The 18,662-nt window shown below is 59.5% G+C and carries 19 protein-coding genes; all 19 read right to left on the bottom strand.

Translation table 11 applies throughout. The features are described from left to right. Positions 1-5: 5 nt before the first annotated feature. Positions 6-449: an HNH endonuclease gene (locus FHU37_RS29545; protein ID WP_179814721.1), complete on the bottom strand. Its 444-nt coding sequence runs from the start codon at positions 447-449 to the stop codon at positions 6-8. Between the two features lie 273 nt (positions 450-722). Continuing rightward, positions 723-866 carry a hypothetical protein gene (locus tag FHU37_RS15245; RefSeq protein ID WP_179814720.1) on the bottom strand — a complete coding sequence of 48 codons (144 nt, stop codon included), beginning with the start codon at positions 864-866 and terminating at the stop codon, positions 723-725. Next, a complete protein-coding gene (locus tag FHU37_RS15240; RefSeq protein ID WP_179814719.1) occupies positions 866-1,150 on the bottom strand; it encodes a hypothetical protein in 285 nt (94 codons plus the stop codon). Before FHU37_RS15240 ends, FHU37_RS15245 begins: the two co-directional genes overlap by 1 nt. 31 nt (positions 1,151-1,181) lie before the next feature. Next, positions 1,182-1,421, bottom strand: coding sequence for a hypothetical protein (locus tag FHU37_RS15235; RefSeq protein WP_179814718.1), 240 nt, complete (start codon positions 1,419-1,421; stop codon positions 1,182-1,184). 92 nt (positions 1,422-1,513) lie between these two features. After that, entirely contained in the window at positions 1,514-1,759 is a 246-nt protein-coding gene (locus FHU37_RS15230; RefSeq protein ID WP_179814717.1) for a hypothetical protein, read from the bottom strand. 180 nt (positions 1,760-1,939) lie between these two features. Then, positions 1,940-2,662 (bottom strand): hypothetical protein, encoded by a 723-nt coding sequence (locus FHU37_RS15225; RefSeq protein ID WP_179814716.1) that lies wholly within the window; start codon positions 2,660-2,662, stop codon positions 1,940-1,942. Between the two features lie 377 nt (positions 2,663-3,039). Beyond that, positions 3,040-3,663: an RNA ligase family protein gene (locus tag FHU37_RS15220; RefSeq protein WP_179814715.1), complete on the bottom strand. Its 624-nt coding sequence runs from the start codon at positions 3,661-3,663 to the stop codon at positions 3,040-3,042. 366 nt (positions 3,664-4,029) lie between these two features. After that, the gene (locus tag FHU37_RS15215) at positions 4,030-4,857 is read right to left on the bottom strand and encodes a hypothetical protein (protein ID WP_179814714.1); all 828 of its coding nucleotides are present in this window, start codon (positions 4,855-4,857) and stop codon (positions 4,030-4,032) included. Between the two features lie 566 nt (positions 4,858-5,423). After that, a complete protein-coding gene (locus FHU37_RS15210) occupies positions 5,424-6,698 on the bottom strand; it encodes a hypothetical protein (protein WP_179814713.1) in 1,275 nt (424 codons plus the stop codon). A gap of 167 nt (positions 6,699-6,865) precedes the next feature. Next, entirely contained in the window at positions 6,866-7,132 is a 267-nt protein-coding gene (locus FHU37_RS15205) for a hypothetical protein (RefSeq protein ID WP_179814712.1), read from the bottom strand. Positions 7,133-7,234: 102 nt separating this feature from the next. After that, positions 7,235-7,699 (bottom strand): deoxynucleotide monophosphate kinase family protein, encoded by a 465-nt coding sequence (locus FHU37_RS15200; RefSeq protein WP_218904047.1) that lies wholly within the window; start codon positions 7,697-7,699, stop codon positions 7,235-7,237. A 401-nt stretch (positions 7,700-8,100) separates the two neighbouring features. Next, the gene (locus FHU37_RS15195; RefSeq protein WP_312892617.1) at positions 8,101-8,319 is read right to left on the bottom strand and encodes a hypothetical protein; all 219 of its coding nucleotides are present in this window, start codon (positions 8,317-8,319) and stop codon (positions 8,101-8,103) included. 20 nt (positions 8,320-8,339) lie between these two features. Continuing rightward, entirely contained in the window at positions 8,340-9,284 is a 945-nt protein-coding gene (locus FHU37_RS15190; RefSeq protein WP_179814709.1) for an N-acetylmuramoyl-L-alanine amidase, read from the bottom strand. 13 nt (positions 9,285-9,297) lie between these two features. Beyond that, positions 9,298-9,960 (bottom strand): hypothetical protein, encoded by a 663-nt coding sequence (locus tag FHU37_RS15185; protein WP_179814708.1) that lies wholly within the window; start codon positions 9,958-9,960, stop codon positions 9,298-9,300. A 9-nt stretch (positions 9,961-9,969) separates the two neighbouring features. Then, positions 9,970-10,161, bottom strand: a complete 192-nt coding sequence (locus FHU37_RS15180; protein WP_179814707.1) for a hypothetical protein — start codon at positions 10,159-10,161, stop codon at positions 9,970-9,972. Positions 10,162-10,541: 380 nt separating this feature from the next. Continuing rightward, positions 10,542-11,591: a DUF5047 domain-containing protein gene (locus FHU37_RS15175; RefSeq protein WP_179814706.1), complete on the bottom strand. Its 1,050-nt coding sequence runs from the start codon at positions 11,589-11,591 to the stop codon at positions 10,542-10,544. Positions 11,592-14,205: 2,614 nt separating this feature from the next. Continuing rightward, complete coding sequence (locus tag FHU37_RS15170; RefSeq protein WP_179814705.1) at positions 14,206-17,415, bottom strand: peptidoglycan DD-metalloendopeptidase family protein; 3,210 nt, start codon at positions 17,413-17,415, stop codon at positions 14,206-14,208. A gap of 382 nt (positions 17,416-17,797) precedes the next feature. Continuing rightward, complete coding sequence (locus FHU37_RS15165) at positions 17,798-18,052, bottom strand: hypothetical protein (RefSeq protein WP_179814704.1); 255 nt, start codon at positions 18,050-18,052, stop codon at positions 17,798-17,800. 50 nt (positions 18,053-18,102) lie between these two features. Further along, on the bottom strand, positions 18,103-18,660 hold the full coding sequence (locus tag FHU37_RS15160; RefSeq protein ID WP_179814703.1) for a phage tail tube protein: 558 nt from the start codon (positions 18,658-18,660) through the stop codon (positions 18,103-18,105). Positions 18,661-18,662: the final 2 nt, after the last annotated feature.

Genomic DNA, 18,662 nt, shown 5'->3' with positions numbered 1-18,662 from the left:
ATGGCTTAGAACGGGTAGCCGGTACCGCTCGCCACTAGTGGGTCAGGACCGAAACCTGCGGACCACTCTGCGAGCGTCTTAGCACCCTTTGACAGGTTGCACCGCTGGCACGCTGGGAGGATGTTCGACTCAACGTCCGCGCCACCCTTGCTAAGTGGCATCACGTGATCGAGATGCTTAGCCATATCGCCACAGTAAGCGCAAGCATAACCCCACCGAGCAAGAATGGCCGTCCGACTGTACGGAACATGCTCGACCCCGTAAGCAGCAGCACGCCGCCTATGTGTCAGCTCATGACGCTTGTCCGGCGTCAACTTGCGGTAGTAGCTCTTGATGTGCTTGGCCTGTCGAGCCTTTCGACAGCTTGCACATGCGCTGGATGGCTTCTTGGCCTTACCAGCGAGAAAATCGGAGGCGGGCTTTACCCGCCCGCATAGTCGACAGACCATATCAGCGCACCCATCTGATATCGACTCCGCGTGATGCAGCGGCGCCGATGGCTTCCGTATACCGTGACCAATCCTTACGCTTCTCGGCACCCGCGATCACCCATAGCGTGGAACCGGGCGCCATGGCTCGAATGTCGCCGATCGCTGGCGCGTACGTAGCGCTGATCTTCCTATCCAATCCACTCCCCACCCCACATACCAAAGTTGGTATGTGACTAGAAGCCGAAAGGGCCGGGCGGCACTCAGCAAGTACCACCCGGCCCCCTTGTCGCGCTAGCGCGGAGTGACTACGCCCGCAAGCAGGATCAGTACCATCGACATAGCCTGTTCGTCGCTGAAACCCTGCGACACGTACGCGTCGTAGAACTCTCGCATCTTAGCGGCGTGCTGTCTTGCCTCAGAGAAGGTGTCGAACATCAGCGCTCCTGCCCCTGAACGAAGTTGGGAGTGACAAGGCGAACATGCTCGGCGCTGATCCAGAGCGACCGCATGCTACGGCGCCGAGTGAACCCGGACTCATTGCCCGTGGGCTGGACGTTCAGCATGGGCCGAAGCCGCCCGCCGACATTGACGGCAGTCACGTCCAGAATGATGGCGTCGGACAGGCGCACCCGATTGCCCTGCCGCACGGCGTAGGCCACAAGGTCACCCGCGTACAGCTCGTCTCCTGCGTAGTCAGTGACAACTCCGCGCTTAGACATTCTCTCTCCTTTACTAGCGCTAGTATGTTGCCTACCGACGCACCTTGAACGGTTCAGCATCGTTACCATTCACGCGCGCCCATATGACGCCGTAGTCCCCGGGGTACAGCGGTCGGTTCCAAGTCTCGATTTCGTACTTGAAGCCATCGGCGCCGTAGATCTCCGTGAGCTGCTGAGACAGCGAAGTCAGCGCCCAGATAGGCACGATGTAGCGGAATACATATCGCTCGTACCAGCGGTCGTGTCGGTCGTCAGAAGCCACGGCAGTCATGTCTCAACCCCTGTTGGAACGGCATCGTGTCCCCTCTACTGCCTCATGCCCCGAACTGATGCAGCATGAGCCGCACCAGCCGGGGCAAAAGGTCAGAACAGCGGGTCAGGCATCGGGAAGCCGGACTCAGGGTCGCGCTCATCCCAGTAGGCGCCCATGATGACCGGGTCGCCAACGCATGCAGTGTCAACCCGCTCAGCCACGAGATTCGAAGAGGTCACGCCACTCATGTGGTAGAACGCCTTCCGAGCCTGAGCCTTACCCCCCGCGATGACAAGCCCATCGACGAACTCTCCAGGGTTGGGCATGTCGGTCCGGCGCACGGTGTACAGAGCCATTCACTCTCTCCTTAGCTGTATTCGGGATCGCCGATTTCTTCGTCGTACACACCGAATCGTCGGCGACGCTCACGCAGTAGTGCCAAGCGCTCATCTGGGCTGAATTCCCACAATGGGCGCTTGACAAATTCGTCGGACGCCATCTGGAAGATGCCTTCAGACACAACTTCCAGATAGCGCTTAGGCGTCGTAGACCGGATCATCGGCGATAGCGTCGTTGTAAGAGCCCAGGACGGTAACGACCGGCTTGCGGTACTCGACCTTGGTCCCGTCCTTCTTGGTGTACTTCACATGCTCGATCTCCAGTCGGCAGAGCGCTTCTCCGTCGACCTGATCGAGCGCTTCCTTAACCTCGTGCAGTGTCTCGATGAAGGTCCACGCCGTAACGATCAGGCGGCCGACACCCAGTTCATAACCGGGCCCTGCGAGACGAAAGCGGATGTTGATCGACGGAGAAGGTCCGCGACCGGAGCGCGCCAGCTCCTTTCGATCCGCGAGGAGAGGCGGGCAGCCACAGGGCTTACCCTTGTCCTCCACCGGGGACAGGAAGAACTCACCATCGCACTCATGCAGGGGACCCGTTCGACCCCAGAGAATCAGCTTGTCCTCGATGGCGCTACTGCCGTCGACCACGATCTCAACCGAAGAAGCATCGGTCAGCACGTGCAGATGTTCCTTCTTGGTCGGGTCGTACTCTTCCGGCTGCCCGCCGAGAAGTTCGCCGATCGACTCAGCCACCACAGGGTCACCCGTGACTACACGCCACTTGGCCAGCGACACCGGCTTGCGCCCGACCTGCATACCAGTTCGGAAGCTGAAAGCGATATCCGGCCGTTCCGGAGCGGCGTTCGCCTTCCGAGTCGGCTTCGCTTCGGGGTCTGTGTCGAAGATTCGCAGCGCCATAGACTCTCTCCTCTGCTGTCAGGTTGGATGAGGGGGCAAGGTCGAGTACCACATACCAAAGTTCGCATGTGGTCCCCTGTGCTGTGCACAGGCCGTCGGCCCTGCCCCCTCTCACTCCGGGTCTAGGGAGTCGATCGCCTAGTCCTTGACCCGCTCCCAGTCCCCAAGGTGGGCGCACTCCACATAGCCGTCAATGAAGACATAAGAGGAGTCAAGCTTGCGCATGCTGCGCCGCCGATCAGCGAGTCGTGCCGTCGCATCCGCCTTTCGGACGAATGGTCCAACGTAGTCGATGTGTTCGGTGTACCCGTACGTGTAACGCCATACCACTACCGCGCGCCACACGCCATACACCGTTTTCGGCATTCGGTCCGCCATTACGACTTCACCTCCCACTTGTTCGCGTCGTTGTCGTCCAGCGTCACCTTGAAGATCTGCCTCGACGCATGATGGAAAACGCAGACGCCTTCGGGGTTTGCAAAGCCCGGGGCCGCCTGAGAGCCGTAGAACGACAAGTCGACCAGCGCATTTTCAATCGCGTCGGTGCTGAACGGCCCCTTGTACAAGACCGGCACGGCACCGACACGCACTCCGCCCACGAAGTTGCCCTTGAGGTGACCGAACTTGTCTGTGTTGAACAGTGAGAATCGCCGACCCACATCGTATCCGCGCTGAATTCCCTGCCCCCACCACTCACCGAAGTGAAGACCCTCGCCGAGAAGAGAAATCAGCTCCGCCGCGTTGCCGAAGACCCACCGCGCGAAACCGAAGTTGTCGGCATCGGGGTAGATGAGCCGCTTGCGAGACTGCGCACCAATGTGCCACACCCGCCCGTCAATCCAGCAAACGTCGTTGCCGTGAGGCAGACTCTCGAACGCGTAAAGACTGCACTCCATACCCGGGGTGAACCGGACAGCCGCGTTGGTACCGTCGATCTTCTCCGTGATCGTGATGTCTCGGAAAAGGCGAGGGGTCTTCGGCCATGCCACGAACTCACTCATGTGCACTCTCCCTAGTTGCTTCCTTATCACTCCGGGTCTAGGGAGTCGATCGCCTACGGGGTCCGGGCATGAAAAACCCCCCCTTCCCGGCCGGGGAAGAGGGGTGGGGGTCACGCTAGGTCTTGGCTGATGTCCAGCTCCAGCAGGAAGGGAATCTCGTACACAGTCACGTCCGCCCTCGGGTGACGACCACGCAAGCCGCCGACGATGCGTCGCACTTCGGTAGCGTCGCGGGCGCCTCGCCACTCAGGTCCGGCGAAGGATCGACTGAACACAACGTACTGGATAGGGTCAGGCACTACTTTCCTCCCTTACAGGCAGCACACAAACCAGAGCGCTGAGGATTGCAGAGGCAATTGGGCATACTCACTTCCTCCGCTGAGTACCAGTGACGATCTTGGTTGTCTTAGCGGCGATCGGGTCTCCGATCACAGTCTTCTGCACGCGTCGCTCCCACTCAAAAGTGTGACGCAGCATTAGGAAGTGATCGAAGACTTCCCGGTCGATTCGCACCGGGATGAATTCCCAGCCTTCCGGCGTGACGTGCAGTACGGCGCCACCATCGAAGTCCGGCATGCGATCCCGATTACCGCTTTGGTCGATCACCCACTCAGCGTGCGCATAGGCGGATAGCTGTAGCGCCACCGAGGGGTAGATGTTCTTTCCGGTCTTCCAGTCCCCCACTACCAGCGCAGACTCACCGTGCGGGTCGGGCTTGCCGTGCTCATCTAGGTGGAGTCGAAGCCATCCGTCAAAAGATCCGGCGTATTGATGCTCATCCGACCACGCTACGTCTTCGGCGCGCACCAGCTCAGGCTGTACGACTTCCAGGAACTCCGAGAAATGCCGCTTGTAGGGCTCTAGGTCCGTGTGTACACGTCCGACATACTCACCCCGCAACAGGCGCTCGAAAAGATCGTGCGCTTCACTGCCCAGCGTGGATCGGCGCTTTGTGTACCGGTAGGCCGCACCGGCAATGTATGCCTTGGCACCCTCCGGGTCGCGTTCAGCCATTTCCTTGATGAAGTCCAGCGAGTCAATGGCCAGCTCGGCCGACATCTTGGCATTCCAGCGCTGTAGGAACTTTTTGGGGAGCATATCGATAATGGACGTGACCCCGGGATACCGGCGTTCCGGTAGGTCTTCGGTGAAGTAAAACCGGGTGTCCCCCGAATTGATCGTACGCACAGCCATTTGGCCCTCCAGTTCTCTCACCCGGTTTCTAGTGAGTGGATCGCCTGAGTGTAGAAGTGTAGGTTCGGGGGTCGATCCGGTAATCCCTATGGATCTCTATAGGGATTACGGAAGTGGGGTCTGAAACTACACTTCTACACTCCCGCTGGTCACGGGCCCGAGGCGCTGTGCGCCCGTCTGCGGACACAAAGGAACCCCACCCGACCCAGTAGGGGCAGATGGGGTTGACAGGCGCTCCAAGGGGCACCCAGCGCCGTTCTGTGGCCTCTATGCCTTAAGACTCGGTGGACCCACCATCGTGGCCGTCGGCGTCACGCAAGCTGCGCTCCTTCTTACGCCCGTCGCTCTCGCGTCGTTTCCGTAGCTCCAGCATGTCCCGTTCATGCTCAAGGATGATCTGCATCAACGCTGCCCGTAGCTGGTCCGAAGTGGGTTGCTCTTCCCGTTCACCCGGGCTGTGCTTTCGGTCGTACACCTCTACCCCCTGTTCTGACGCTACGTCACATAACGGCATAGGGCCCCGGGCGGATCATGGAACCGCCCGGGGCCTTACGACTTGTAGTGACCTAGATCACAGCAGTGATCATGGCCTTGATCGCCCGGTTGATCTCTTCGAGCTGGGCTCGGAGCTGTTCCTTCGTCTCCTCACTCGCACTCTCGAAGTCCTCGGGACGAGCGGCCTTGATGTCCTTTACGAGCTGCTGCACCACCTTGGCCACTCGCTCATCAGTCTCCTCCTCCTCCAACTCAGACTCGACACCCTCGCCCGCAGCTTCAAGCGCCTTCTTCTGGTGCCAACGCTCCCGCGCAAGCTCGGTCTGACCCTTCAGCTTGACCCGGTAGAAGTCAGCCAGGAAAGCGGACACATCGACGTTCGGCGGCTTGTTGGCGAGGATCGCAGCGTACCCCTTCCGCTCCTCCTCCGCTTCCGGCGTGTCGGCGTCCAGACCACGAAGGTACTCAGCCCGAACGTCCGAGCGCTGGTGCTGGATCGCACGCGTCAGCTTCTTGACAGCCTGCTCAACGTCGTAGTCGTCGGCCGGCTGCTCGTCCTTCAGCTTCGTACCCACGGCCTTCAGCATGGCGCTGGTGGCCTTCTTGGCAGCGTCCGTGTCGCCCCGGAGGTCCGGCATTCCGTCCTTACGGCTGATCCGGCGCCAGATGTCCAGCAACAGACCAGCGATGTCCTTCGCCAGGTCAGCGGTACGGAGATGCAGGTTGACGCCTTCCACCATACGGGTGGTGCCAAGCTCGATCAGCTCAGGCACACCTTCCACGGTGGTGTAGTCCCGAGTCTCGTAGCTCACCACTTCGGTGGAAGCAACCGGCTTCTCCTCCGGCTTCTCCTGCGGCTCACCCGCAGCCTTCATCTTCAGACGGAGAGGCATGCGCTCCTCTCGCGGAAGCTTCTGAATCAGAAGCTCCGTCTCGTCGTGCAGTTCCTTAGCGCCATCCATGTTGTCAGCTTCCACGAGAGACGGAATGCGCTCGATGTTGGCCTCAACCTGTTCGCGGACCACGCTCATGTCGTCCTCAGTCTTCTTAGCAGGCACGTCGACTTCCTCTCCTTCGGCGCCCTCAGTCGCCGACTCTTCGGCGAGGTCCATAGCGTCAACCTCAGCCTTCATCTTCTTCCAGCAGGACGCGCACGGGGCACCACCCAGCTCAAGGGATTCCTCGTGCTCAATGTACGCGCTGCCCTTGTCGGGGTCGATCACACGACCGCACAGCGTCTCGTCATTGAACTTGCTCAGGTGAGGGGTCTTCCCCTTACCGATGCGTGCCCAGCGGGACGGCGGGGTGGTGTTAAGCCAGATCATCAGCTCGTTGCGCTCCGACATGTCAGACCCTCCTCCGCTGCCCCGCCCTGTGCGGTGGCTTGCAGGAGCTAGCCTACCCATACTCAGACCGGAAGCGCAAGTCGACTCACATACGAAAGTTCGTAGGTGGTCTAGAACGACAAAAGCGCCCCCGGCTGCCGAAGCAACCAGGGGCGCTCTTGTACTACTCAGGCCGCGTGAGCCTCACGCTCGCGCTGTACCTTGATCAGCTCAACGGCGCTACGCAGCGTCGCCAGTCCGCCAGTCACACCGTAGGACGGGTGGTTCACGATCACCTCGTTGCCATCTACGCGGCTCACGACCCAGCGAAGGAGGGCGCCCGTCGCGCGGTCCACCACATCGAACCACTCGACCTTGCCCATGTAGGCGGGGGTGCCGTAGAACTCCGGACGGGTGAAGGTGTCCACGTGGTTCGGGGTGAGCTGGACATCCATGGGGTCTCTCCGTTCGTGTCGGCGAAAGTGCCGACAGCAGTACAGCACACACCCCAGAAACAGCGCAACCCCACTGATCTGAAGACCAGTGGGGTTCGCAGGTCAGCGGCTACGCACCAGCGAGTCAATCGCAGCGTATAGCTGATCAATCGACCCGGAGTTGGTCACCGACACATCCGGATCGTAGTCGTTCAGCGCGTTCTCACTCTCGTGTGTGCGAGCATCCTCAGACAGCTCATCCTCCGCGCCACGCCGCTCGATCCGCACCAGCAAGAAGCCACGCTCCCGCAGTGCTTGCGCTTCATTGGGGTACCGACAGTCGGTCACGACCACAGGAAGGTCCCACCCGGCACATGCATCTACTGCCTCCGTGGTGACACGGACCCAGAAATCAGGATCGTACTTACGCACAGCCTGTCCGGACTGTTGGAGGACGCGCCGCACTTCCGGATACCGCCGCTTCGCTTCTTCCCACCCGATATTGTGCACAAGGGCCGAGAGTCGTATCTGATTCCCGCCGTACCCATCGGGATGAATATCGATCCACGGATCAAGCTGGAGAGCCATGCGGCGGAGCGGATCAGCGAACGCAATTTGCACGAAGCCCCATCGGCACGCTAGCCGAACCCCCGCTGTATCCTTACCGCTTCGCGCCTTTCCCATGAACGCAATGCTGCGGTAGACCATTCGACCACCCTCTAAGTCGAAATACCTTTCGCACCTTGTCTAGAGAGTGGTTCGCCTACACCCCTAGTAGCACTCCAAGGACCTCTAGCACCTCTTCTGCCGGAAAGTCCGGCACAAGGCGACTCACTAGCCCTAGCACCACGACCGCAACGGCGACCACCTGACCCTTATGCGCCCGCGCATACCGAAGCACATCTAGTGCCCCGTCTAGCCATGTCGACTCCGATCGATGCCGTCCCATGACACTCCCTTCCGGACCACATACGAACTTTGGTATGTGGTCACGCTCCGCCGGTGCCGCGAATGAACGTGACCACCGCAGTGACCAGTGAAGTGACCACCGCAGCAGGGATGCTGTACTTCCATCGCTCGATCGCTCGAAGCCGGTCTTCATGGTCGGCTAGCGCGCTGTCGACTTCAACGTTGCTCTGCACCAGCGATCGCACGTCATCGCGCAGTCCAATGACCTGATCGTAAATGTCTCGTGCGCTGATGGTCACACCCAGAGGGTCGCGTTCCGTCATGCCTTTACCACCCATCCGTGCCGCTCACCCAGCTTCTTGAGACTCGTCATGCCGGGAATTCCGTCAGCGTCAGACCCCCGGTAGCCAAGCTTGCGCTGCCAAGCGGCGTACGCAGTCACGGTCTTAGTGCCGAAAGATCCGTCGACCCACTTCTTAGGCAGAAGACCCTCAGCAGCTAGCGCCTTTTCCACTAGAAGTACGTGCGCCTTGTGGGTAGTACCACCTTGTACGAGTCGCGGGTCTCGCCTAGCCGCTGCTACCACGTTGGACAGGTCGACTACAGGCTTAGTCGCTGCGGGCTTAGCAGGAGCGGGCTTAGGCTTACCGGCGTCAAGGCGCTTCTGTACGTCGGCACGGAAGGCGTTCATGTCCCAAGCCGGTCCACTTGCGGACCCAATCGGACCCTTGGGATCGATCTTGCGGGTAGTCCCTTCAGAATGCCCGATGACGCTCTGCGCAGTCCATCCGTGCGCTCGACAGATGGCGGTGGCGTACGCCACAGCAGCGTCGTACTGCTCACGCGGGTAGAAGTCCTTGCCGTCTCCGAGGTTTTCGATCTCTATGCCGTAGTAGTGGGCGTTTCCGTCGATCGGCTCATCACGGGCCGGGCGAGGGTGAGTCGTCGACTCCCTTAGAACGGCTTCGTGCGCGTTCCTGGCAAAGGTACCGGCGTGGTTGGCTCGACCGTGGCCAACCATGGTGAGCGTCCCATCCTTGGATAGGTGCGCATGGCACAGCGGGCCCGGTAGAGAGCCGGTCCCCTTGATGCACAGGTTGAGCGAATCTCTTCCGGCAGTGTGGTGGATGACCACACCGTGCACAGGGCCCCATGCCCCCTTGTGATTGCGGTTGTGAGTGCGCCAGCCGGAAGACTCGCGCACGGTAACTCCCTCGGCCTTAAGCGCCTTAAGCATTGCGTCGGCAGTAAGCGGCGTGGCCATTTATGTGTGCTCCTTACGCAGTCATGTAGCGGAGGTTTACGGAGATCCATCCACCCGGTACCGGATCAAGGCCAGCAGCGCCGTAAGTGCGGTACTGAACTGCCGACCCTGCCACGTGCAGGATGTTGAGCGTTGCAGTGGTTCCGCCTGAATAGCACCAGACGCCACCCGGCCGGTAATGGCTCGTACCGGGGTTGATTACGCTCACGCCACCGAAGTTCTGCCGGTTTCCGTCATCGCTGGATGCTACGGGAAGCGGTAGGGAAATGAAGGCGTTGTCGATGCCGTTTACTTCAGTGGTCGTGCCGAAAAGGATCATCGCGGAATACTGGACCCACGCGCCATCTCGGGTATACGAACCGAACACTGCGCCGTTGCCCAATACCAAGTCGCCTGTGATGGTCGGCTCGTAGTCGATTCCGTTCGTGGGGTTAGTGGACGCCACGACCCACTGTGAACCGTCGTAGACCTCTAGGCGCTTCTCCGTGATCAGCCACGTGGTCATACCCGTTGCAGGGCTGGTAATAGTCGCACCGCGCGCCGCAGCAGAGCTGAACCGCATTACGGCACGCTGAGTGAGCCCTTCCACAATTCGAGCGCCCTCGACAGGACCGTTAGGTCGGTCCGTCGGGGACGGGTACTGGATACTCTGCCCGTAGGCATCGGTCATCGGCATGAAACGCTCCTAAAGTCGGTAACGCACCACATCAAGTGAGACCCAGCTTGCTGTACCTGAAAAGTCGGCTACTCGCACGGCACCAGTCGTCTCAACGTCGACCACGCCGAACGCGCCGATATTCACTTCGGTCACAAACCGGCCCTTGACCTGAGGAATGGCCGCCCCCGTTAGTGTGGCGAAGGTGGTGGCGGTGGTCACACCGGATGGTGCACGAACAAGTCCGCTTAAACTCACGGTCCGGTCCGCGTTAATCCGGTAGGACGGTGCCGCGTACGGTGACCCCCATGCAGACCACCCGCTAGCCAGTGATAGCGGCTGCCAATCGGGACTTGTCGTCCTAAGTGCACCGAGGCAGATCCACCCGCCCAAACTACGTATGATCTCTACTACGTCACCTACAACCGGATGCGGGTACCCCGACAGAATTCGCACTCGCTCGAAGGTGTCAGGACCGCGAGTGACAGTTACGGTCCCGCTGGAATCTACAGCGCTGACCGTGCCCATTCGCACCAGTGACTCTGCTATGTCGCTGTATCGGATCTTCCGGACCACAGCAGAGAGGAACCTGTCAGCTTGGGTCATTCTTCCCGCCCACTGATCGTCGCGATACTGGATGCTCCACTGGACACTGAAAGCGGAATAGTCACCGATTGCACAAGATGCAGTTCCGGCGGTAGGTCGGCGTACGCCACCCTTATGCAGTCCCCCGGTTCAAGCGCCGCGTTAGGTACCGTGCTCAGCGACACCGTTCGGTTAGGGGCCCGATATCGAGTCAGCATTGCGTCAGCCGCAACTTGTGCCGCAGTGCTGGTAGTGATCAGGTTGGATGAGTAGTAACGGGTCACTTCGCCGAACGGCCCGCCGTAACGAAGAGGGTCGGCCGGGTCCGTGATGCGTGCTTCAGCGCTGACCGGTGCCACCGCTTCTGCTGCATTCTCTCCAACCACCACCACGCGATTGAAGACCTGGTCGGAGGTTAGCTCTAGATCGGCAGACACCATGACTCCACTGTCCCCCGTCGTAACGTCCCAAACAGGTACCGCGCCAGCAATGTCCGGTACGTCGGCGAGGACGAAGTTTCCGTCTGGAGCGGCGTACAGCTCAGCTCCGATCGATGCTGCCACTTCAGTGAGAGCGGCCCACTTCTCCGTCCCAGCGTCCCAAGTCTTGCTTGGAAGCGTTGTGCCCCCGTGCGTAGACATGTCGGTCAAGGTAGCGCCGGGTATGGTGCCAGCAATTTGCGTGGTAATGAAGGCAGCAGCGCTCGAAGCAAGATTGGTGTTGTACGCCGTAGTGAAGACCGATCGCTTCAGATGAATTTCTGGCCCTACGGCAGTAATTGACAGCGGACCCTCATGCACATTCCCGCCGATACGAGTCACTGTGAAAGTCCCCATTGCGACTCGCTCACTGGTGCCGTCGATATACGTCATTCCGGCTTCAACATAAATGGCTTGGCCGTAGACGCCGTACCTGTCCGTCGCAGACACCGGGAAGTCATGCGGGTCGGGGATAGTGAGGCTCAGCGTGCGCCGAATCTCACTTCCCCGATCCACAGTCACCGTGCCGTCGGTGAACGCAATGTCTTCCGCGACGACAGATCCGCCGTACAGAACATTGACCTTCACTGACAGGCCGTGTGCATCCGCAATCGCGGGGGACCACTTGGAGCTAACGGGAAGCATGTCTCACCCATTCACCATAAGGTCTGCCCACGTATCATGGGAGTCGGTAACCTCCTGCCACGTGGCATACGTGTCGGTGATGTTCTGCCACGTGAGTACAGCGGACCCCTGTAGGCCACCGCCGGGCCGATCCACTTCGGTCACAGCGAGAGTCCACCGCCACCCGGGGATCGTTGCGTTACCTGTGACCGACTCTGTTTCGGTACCGTCGATGCTCAAGTACAAGTTGCCGTCGACACCATATCCGGGCATAGCCTGCACCAGCACCGGAAGTCCGGAGTCCAAGAGACGATCAAAGATCGTGTTCGAGTTGTGATCCCAAATGAGTAAGGTCACCGATGCAGACCGACCGGATCGAGTACTCGACACAACGACGGGATTTCGGCGACCTACGATATCGTACGTTACGGTACGAGAAGCGCGTGACCACCTAAAAGGCGATTCCATCATGACGCGTGTGTTCAGTGCTGGGTTACCCGGCGACTTTAGCCACACGTAGTTCGCATCATCCAGCACGGGAGCCGTTACCGACTGCGTAAGGAGCTGGAGAGTGGTAGATGTACCGTCAGACTTGAACCACTCTACGGAGTACCAAACATTGGTAGCAAGCGGTGCCTCATAGTCTTCCACGATGATTGGCGACCCGGAGTATGGAGCCAAGTTATACACCAGCCCATGTCCGCGTAGATCATCGCTGGTGCCGTCGGAGTTCATTCGTCGGATCGTCACAAGCGCTGCGGACGCAGATTCCGGAGGTTCCCAGAATACCGTGAAATTAACCAACCCGTTCTGACTGTCTACTGACAGCGTGTACTCAGGTGACGATTCAGTCAGGCGGAGATTGTCCACAAAGTAGTAGTCGGCCGTCGCCCCACTGTTGTCAATGTCGTACCCCACTCGTGCAAAAGCCGCGCCCGGAGGTGCTGTGCGCGTCTGCGTTTGCGCTATGGAGGACCATTCACCTGTTCGCGTCACCGTGTAGAACTGGTCCGGGTTGTCCACCAACAGTAGCTGTTGGTCGCTATCGAACCAGTCAATTCGAGTACGGAAACTCGCAGTCATGCTATTGGAAGGCGTCGGATTGTGCGCAAAGAACACTGCGCCCACCTGGTAGGTAGTCCCAGGTGATACCGGCACCAGCCTATCCAAGTACAGTGACACAATCGAGGAAGTGTCGGCTACTAGCTTGACAGCGTAGTATCCGTCCGTAGTGGCGCTAGCGAGGTACGCACGGCTGTAGCTAACGCCTGTAGGGCTGTACGAGGGAAGTACAGACTCGGTCGAGAATTCCTCGTAGGTCAGCAGATTACCCGGCGCGTTAGGCGCCACACACAGCGACACGTCATCAAGAGCTACATACTGAGTGGCAGCCGTGGCGTACGGCCGAAGGCACACCCGGGCTGATACAGCACCCTCCGGAGCTACCCCCACTACGGCCGTACGAAGCACGGACCCCGTGGCTAGCGTGCTGGTGCGCGTCTCCGCTGAGATCAGCGAGTCGGCCGCATCGAACCATCGGATCTCGCTATGTAGCTCCATAGCTGCGCTGTACGCCCGCACAGCCGCGTATGACACGTACGTCTGCCCAGCGGTAACGGGGTAACTGGGGATGGTCGTAATGACCATTTCCCCGGCGGCGTTTGAAATGGCTGTGAGGCTGTAGTACCCAGACCCCGTAGCTTGCGGAGTACCTGCCCGAACCAACGATCCGTTGGTGGTCGTCCACTCGGCTGCATCTTGCTCGATGGACGACACGTTGAAGTCCATCAAGTTACCGGATCTGTTTGGCGTAGTGCCCATGAACACCTCATCGGTATTCACGTACTCCGCTGTAGCCAGACCCGTAACCGTAAGCGTCACTGTGGCAGAGACGGCCCCAGAGGGCGCTCTGTCGACCGCCACAGGGTAGTAGGCAACGTTCCATCCGGTGGACGCTGGAAGGGTCCACACGGCGCTTACAGAGGTTCCCAGGGACGTACCACCCGAGGCAGCGTCGTACCAAGTAATCGTCGCTGTAGCGGTTCGACCAGACGTGGCAGCGCTGGTGCGCACGGGAACGTATGCCACATACTCGGTTCCTGCCGATACGCCCACACGCGGAGTGGTGCCAGACACAGACCCGGATGCCGAAGCGGTCATTCGCAGCGAGTAGGTACCGCCACCCGATGGTGATTGACCGGTCACTACTGAAAGAGTGGTGTTCGTACCGGCTGACCACGAATGCGTTCCACCCTCGAACGTACTCGCAGCCACAGGGAGTAGATTGGTAGTCGAATACGCCATAAGGATACTCCGGATAAGGGGGGCACTCATCCTCAGACGAATGCCCCACGCCACTACGGGAGAATCAGATCTCCGCCGGTTTCTTCGTCGTCTGCGCTGGTATCCGGAGTGCCGTAGTACTCCGTAGACGTGCTAGGCGGATACCCGACCACCGTTTCGCGGCCGTGCTCATCCACGATGGTTTCAGTCACCGGAGTGACAACCGGTTCGCCATACTCATCCGGCATGCATACCCCTTTCACAGGTGGGCCACATACGAACTTTGGTATGTGGGTCAGATCATCCGGCCCTGAAAGGTAGGGTCGATGATGTTGCGGTCAATCACATTGCTAGCACGCCGATCGACGTACGCCTCTAGCTCTGTGCGACCATCGATCGTAAGTACCAGCCTGTCCCCAGCCTGCAAGCCACCATTTCGACTCGTCATCGAGTTCCACTGGTCCGCTGTCAGAATCGCCTCGGGACGACCCGTCTTGTTGACCACGGGGGTTACGCCAGGTCGAAGCCATCCACCATCATCGAAGAGAGTGGCGGGATTGAGGCGCGCTCCGTTCCGGAATGCTTCCAAATGCAGGTGCGGTCCGGAGGAATTACCTGTGGAACCGACCCGACCGATCAGACTGCCACGGCCGATACCTTCGCCGACTCGCACTGCGATCGAGGACAGGTGCGCGTACAGCGAGCCAAGACCGCCAGGATGATCAACCCTCACATGGTTACCGTACGGGCCCGTAGAACCCACGGCACTGACCACGCCGGAAGCGACCGCGCGGACCAGCGTGCCCGTAGGTGCGGGAAAGTCGGTTCCTGTGTGGTACCCGCTCGCCCACATTGACCCGGCCTGTCCGTAAGGCGTACCAATCGGAGCGTCCACAGGCTTGAGCCACTTCAGCGACGATAGGCGCGAATCGGCATCCTCGGAGAAGTCGAAGATCGCATCGATTGCCCGCGACGGAATCCCCCGAATCATCTGACCGAACTGTGTATCCGCTCCGGGAATCAAGTTCACCAGCGGATTGACAATCGCGTTTACACCAGCCCTAGCGCTGCTGAGAAGACTATTGCCAAGCCAGGACGTGGTTTCCTTGATGGTGTCCCACGCTCCGGATGCAGCGTTGCCGATCCATCCAAAGATACCACCATCGGCGAACGCAGGGATTCCACCGCCCATCGCTTGACGGACTCCGCTGACGCCTCTCGTGCGAGCGATTCGGTTCATTGCGTGCACGTACCCAGCACCTACGCCGCGTGTCCACTCCGGACGCATCACAGCCTCTCCACCCGACAGAGCGGCTAGGTGTACATCACGACCGGGAGTGTATCCGGGGAGGATACCGCCAGAGGCAAATCCCTCGGGATGAAACTCGGACAACTTCGGCGCTCCGAACGCCCCCGCGACCTTGTTCCACATTGGAACGATACCGCCGTTGTAGACGGTGTTTATCAGGAAACTGACCGGGTCTTCTGCAATCTGTTCGACCTTCTGCCACTGCTTGGCAATGGCATCCTTGGCCTTTGTGAAGGAGTCTGCCACCCGGCCCACAGCGTCACGCATAGCACTGAAAGCGGGCTTGACCTTGTCATTCCACACGCCCGATACCTTGTTGCTAATGTCGTCAAAGGCAGGACGGACGTAGCGGTTGTACAGCTCCTTCGCCTTCTCGCCGAACCGGTTGAACTGATCCACGATCCAGCCAATTACGGGCTTGATGGCGTTGTGCCACAGCCACTTGGCCTTATCTGAGATCCAGTCGAAAGCGGGCTTGACGGCATTGTCGTACAGCCAAAGCGCGGCAAGTCCCAGCAGCTTGAAAATACCGATCACAAAGTTGATGTACAGCTTAATGCCTGTCCACCACACCTTGAAGTAGATCACAATGAGGCCGAGTATCGGCTTGATGATCTTGTTGTAAAGCCACTGGATGATCTGTGCGAACAGGTCGAAGACCGGCTTGAGAACCTTGTCCCACGCATAGGACACAGCGGTCTGAATTCCTTCCCACGCCTTCTGCACGATGGCGCGAAAGGTCTCAGATTCGTTGTAGGCCATTACCAGCCCAGTGACCAGCGCGGCAATCGCGATCACGACCAGGGTAATCGGGTTCAGCGCCATAACGGCGTTCAGAATGCCCTGAGCAATCGCCAGGCCGTTGGTGGCTGCCGCGCTGATGATGATAATGCCTCGAAGTCCGGCCAGAGCTAGACTTGCCAAACCACTTGCAATCGCATTCGCGTTCAGCGCCAGCGTCAAACCACCCACAGCCACAGCAAGGGGGGCAATCCACGGCATTGCGTCGCGTACCGCTCCAATGGCTCCGGTCGTAGCGTCCTTTACTGCTATCGACGCATGTACGAATTCCCCTAGGGCCGGTAGGACAGTACCTCCCACCGCCTCGGTGAATTCCTGCTTAAGCGTGCGAGTGAACACTTCGATTTCGTGCGCCGGACCGCTTCGCAGAGTGCTGCCCATTTCCTGAGCGGCGCCAGAGAAGTCACCCAGTGACGCAGCAGCGGAGCTTACGTCCATAGCAAACAGCGCTTCGCCTAGGTCTTCAGCTTGTGTGCCGAAAAGTCCCACAGCGGCGGCTTCCCGCGCTAGAGGGTCGGTCATAGCCTTGAGACCTTCAATGACCGTGTCCAGTCCGCGCCGAGCATCCTCCCCACCACGGGCAATATGGGCACTCATCTGCTCACCGTTGAGGCCAAGGGCTTCGTACGCGTCAATCGACGTGGTACTCATGTCCACGGCCCGGATGGAGAATTCCTTCAGCGCGTCGGCCGCAATATCACTATCACGTGCACCAGCAGTGACAAGCTGATTGATGATGCCCAGCGACGACGCCCCGTCTAGTCCCAGCTTACGGAACTGCGTCGAATACTCGTTGAACGTATCCAACAGGTCGTCAGCCTTGTTTGCACCCGACTGAAGTCCAACCGTAATCACGTCAAAGGCATACGACGCGTTAGGCGCCATTCCTGTACGGAGCATCTGCGACACGGCGTTTGTCACCTGCGACAGATCTTGCTCGAAAACGTTCGCCACGTCAGCGGCCTTGGTGGCGATTTGCTCAAGCTGCGCATTGGTAGCATCCGGTGGCGCAATGCCGGACTGCATCACCGACCGAATAGCGTCGGCACCCTGTTGGACGTTCTCAGTGATGCCGCGCGTGTACAACCGTCCAGCAAGCTCGCCTTGCCTACGAGCTACAGGCTCGGTGGTACGAAGCTGAGCCTGTAGCCTGTTGGCAATCTTGGCCTGATCGATTGCTTCAGTAATGCCCTGGACGATAAGAGCGCCAGCGATGACACCAGCAGCAGCGGCGCCAGCTCTCAGGCGGTCGCGAAGACTGGTACCGGCCGCCTGTCCGGCGTCTGCACCCGCCGCATCGGCTGGTCCGACCACGCTTTCTCGTAGCTGCTGAGCAAAGCCTTGCACTTCGGGCACGATACTGACGTACGCGACTGCAATTTCGGGTGCAGGCATAATCAGCTCCTCTGCGTACGTCGCCTAAACGCCTGTAGGTCAGCCATGGTGACCTTGGACTTCTTAGCCTCTACACCCGGGCGAGGGTAGGGCTCAGGGAACTTCGTGCGCTTGTGTCGCTCGACTTCTCGATTCGAGGTGACCCACGTCAATACCGACACGGCGTCATACACATCCGCTAGCAGGTAGTCGGTCTGTGTCCACCGTGGACTACCGCCATTCAGCGCCGTATGGGTGGCACTGTCCGGCGGTAGTCCACGTATTAGGACATCCAGCTTTCGCGGAGAGATGCGACCACGCCAGAAATCCAGTAGATCAATACCCACGTAGGCCAGATCAGCTTCTATCGCGTCTCCATGCTCACGGATCAGCGATAGGAGGTTCAGGAGTTTCCCGCCCCCACCGCCTCGGTAGCTCGCATGAAGAATTCGTTCAGCGCCTTAACCTTACGGTTGTGCTGGCGGAAGGTGGCATACTGCTCATCACCTAGAAGCGCCTTCAGAGCCACCGTGATCTTGTTGTCATCGAACGCCTCTAGGACGTCAATGTCCCACTCCTCAGAGGGCGGCACCTCGTACGAGTAGCCGTTGTACTCCACCAGGTAGGGCTGTCCGGTGGCGTCATTCTTCGTGGGCATGTCTCTCCTTTATGATGTCAGGCGTACCACATACCAAAGTTGGTATGTGGTCAGGAAGTGGCACCCTGTGGGTCGTTGTCAATGTCGTAGAAAAGCAGACCATCGGCGTCCGGGTAGATAGTGATGGTCAGCGCGTACGCCGTTAGCTCACTGTCAGACAGCGTGACTTCGCCGACTTCGGTGACCTCAGCAGTCGGAATGTGTCGGCGCCGAGTAACATTGCCATCCGTCAGCTCCAGTACAAACGCCATCTTCTCTCGGGTAGGAACGCGGACAGCGCGCGTGTTAACCCCACCGGTCGTGGTCACGGTCGATCCCGGATTGACAAGCCCAAACACGGTCAGGTTATCTTCAAGGCACGTGACCGTAATCGTCCGCTTGTGTCGACTCTTGCGAGTGCGCACCAGCATTCCGCCCCACGCGAAGAAATCGCTGGTGTCCTCTTCGCGAGACTCCGTTGCGCCATCTTCGGATAGAAGTCCCACAGCCTTCCATGCAGGGACAGTGGTCATCGCGTCAGTGAGGGTCGCGGGCAGCTCAGTACCGATGGGGGCCGTCCATAGATCCGCCCCTTCCCATAGCCTCGGGTTATCGACGTTTCCAGCCATTA

This window comes from Allostreptomyces psammosilenae, assembly GCF_013407765.1.
Classification (GTDB): domain Bacteria; phylum Actinomycetota; class Actinomycetes; order Streptomycetales; family Streptomycetaceae; genus Allostreptomyces; species Allostreptomyces psammosilenae.
The sequence above is the reverse complement of the archived record's forward strand: the minus strand, read 5'-3'. Positions and strand labels throughout refer to the sequence as shown.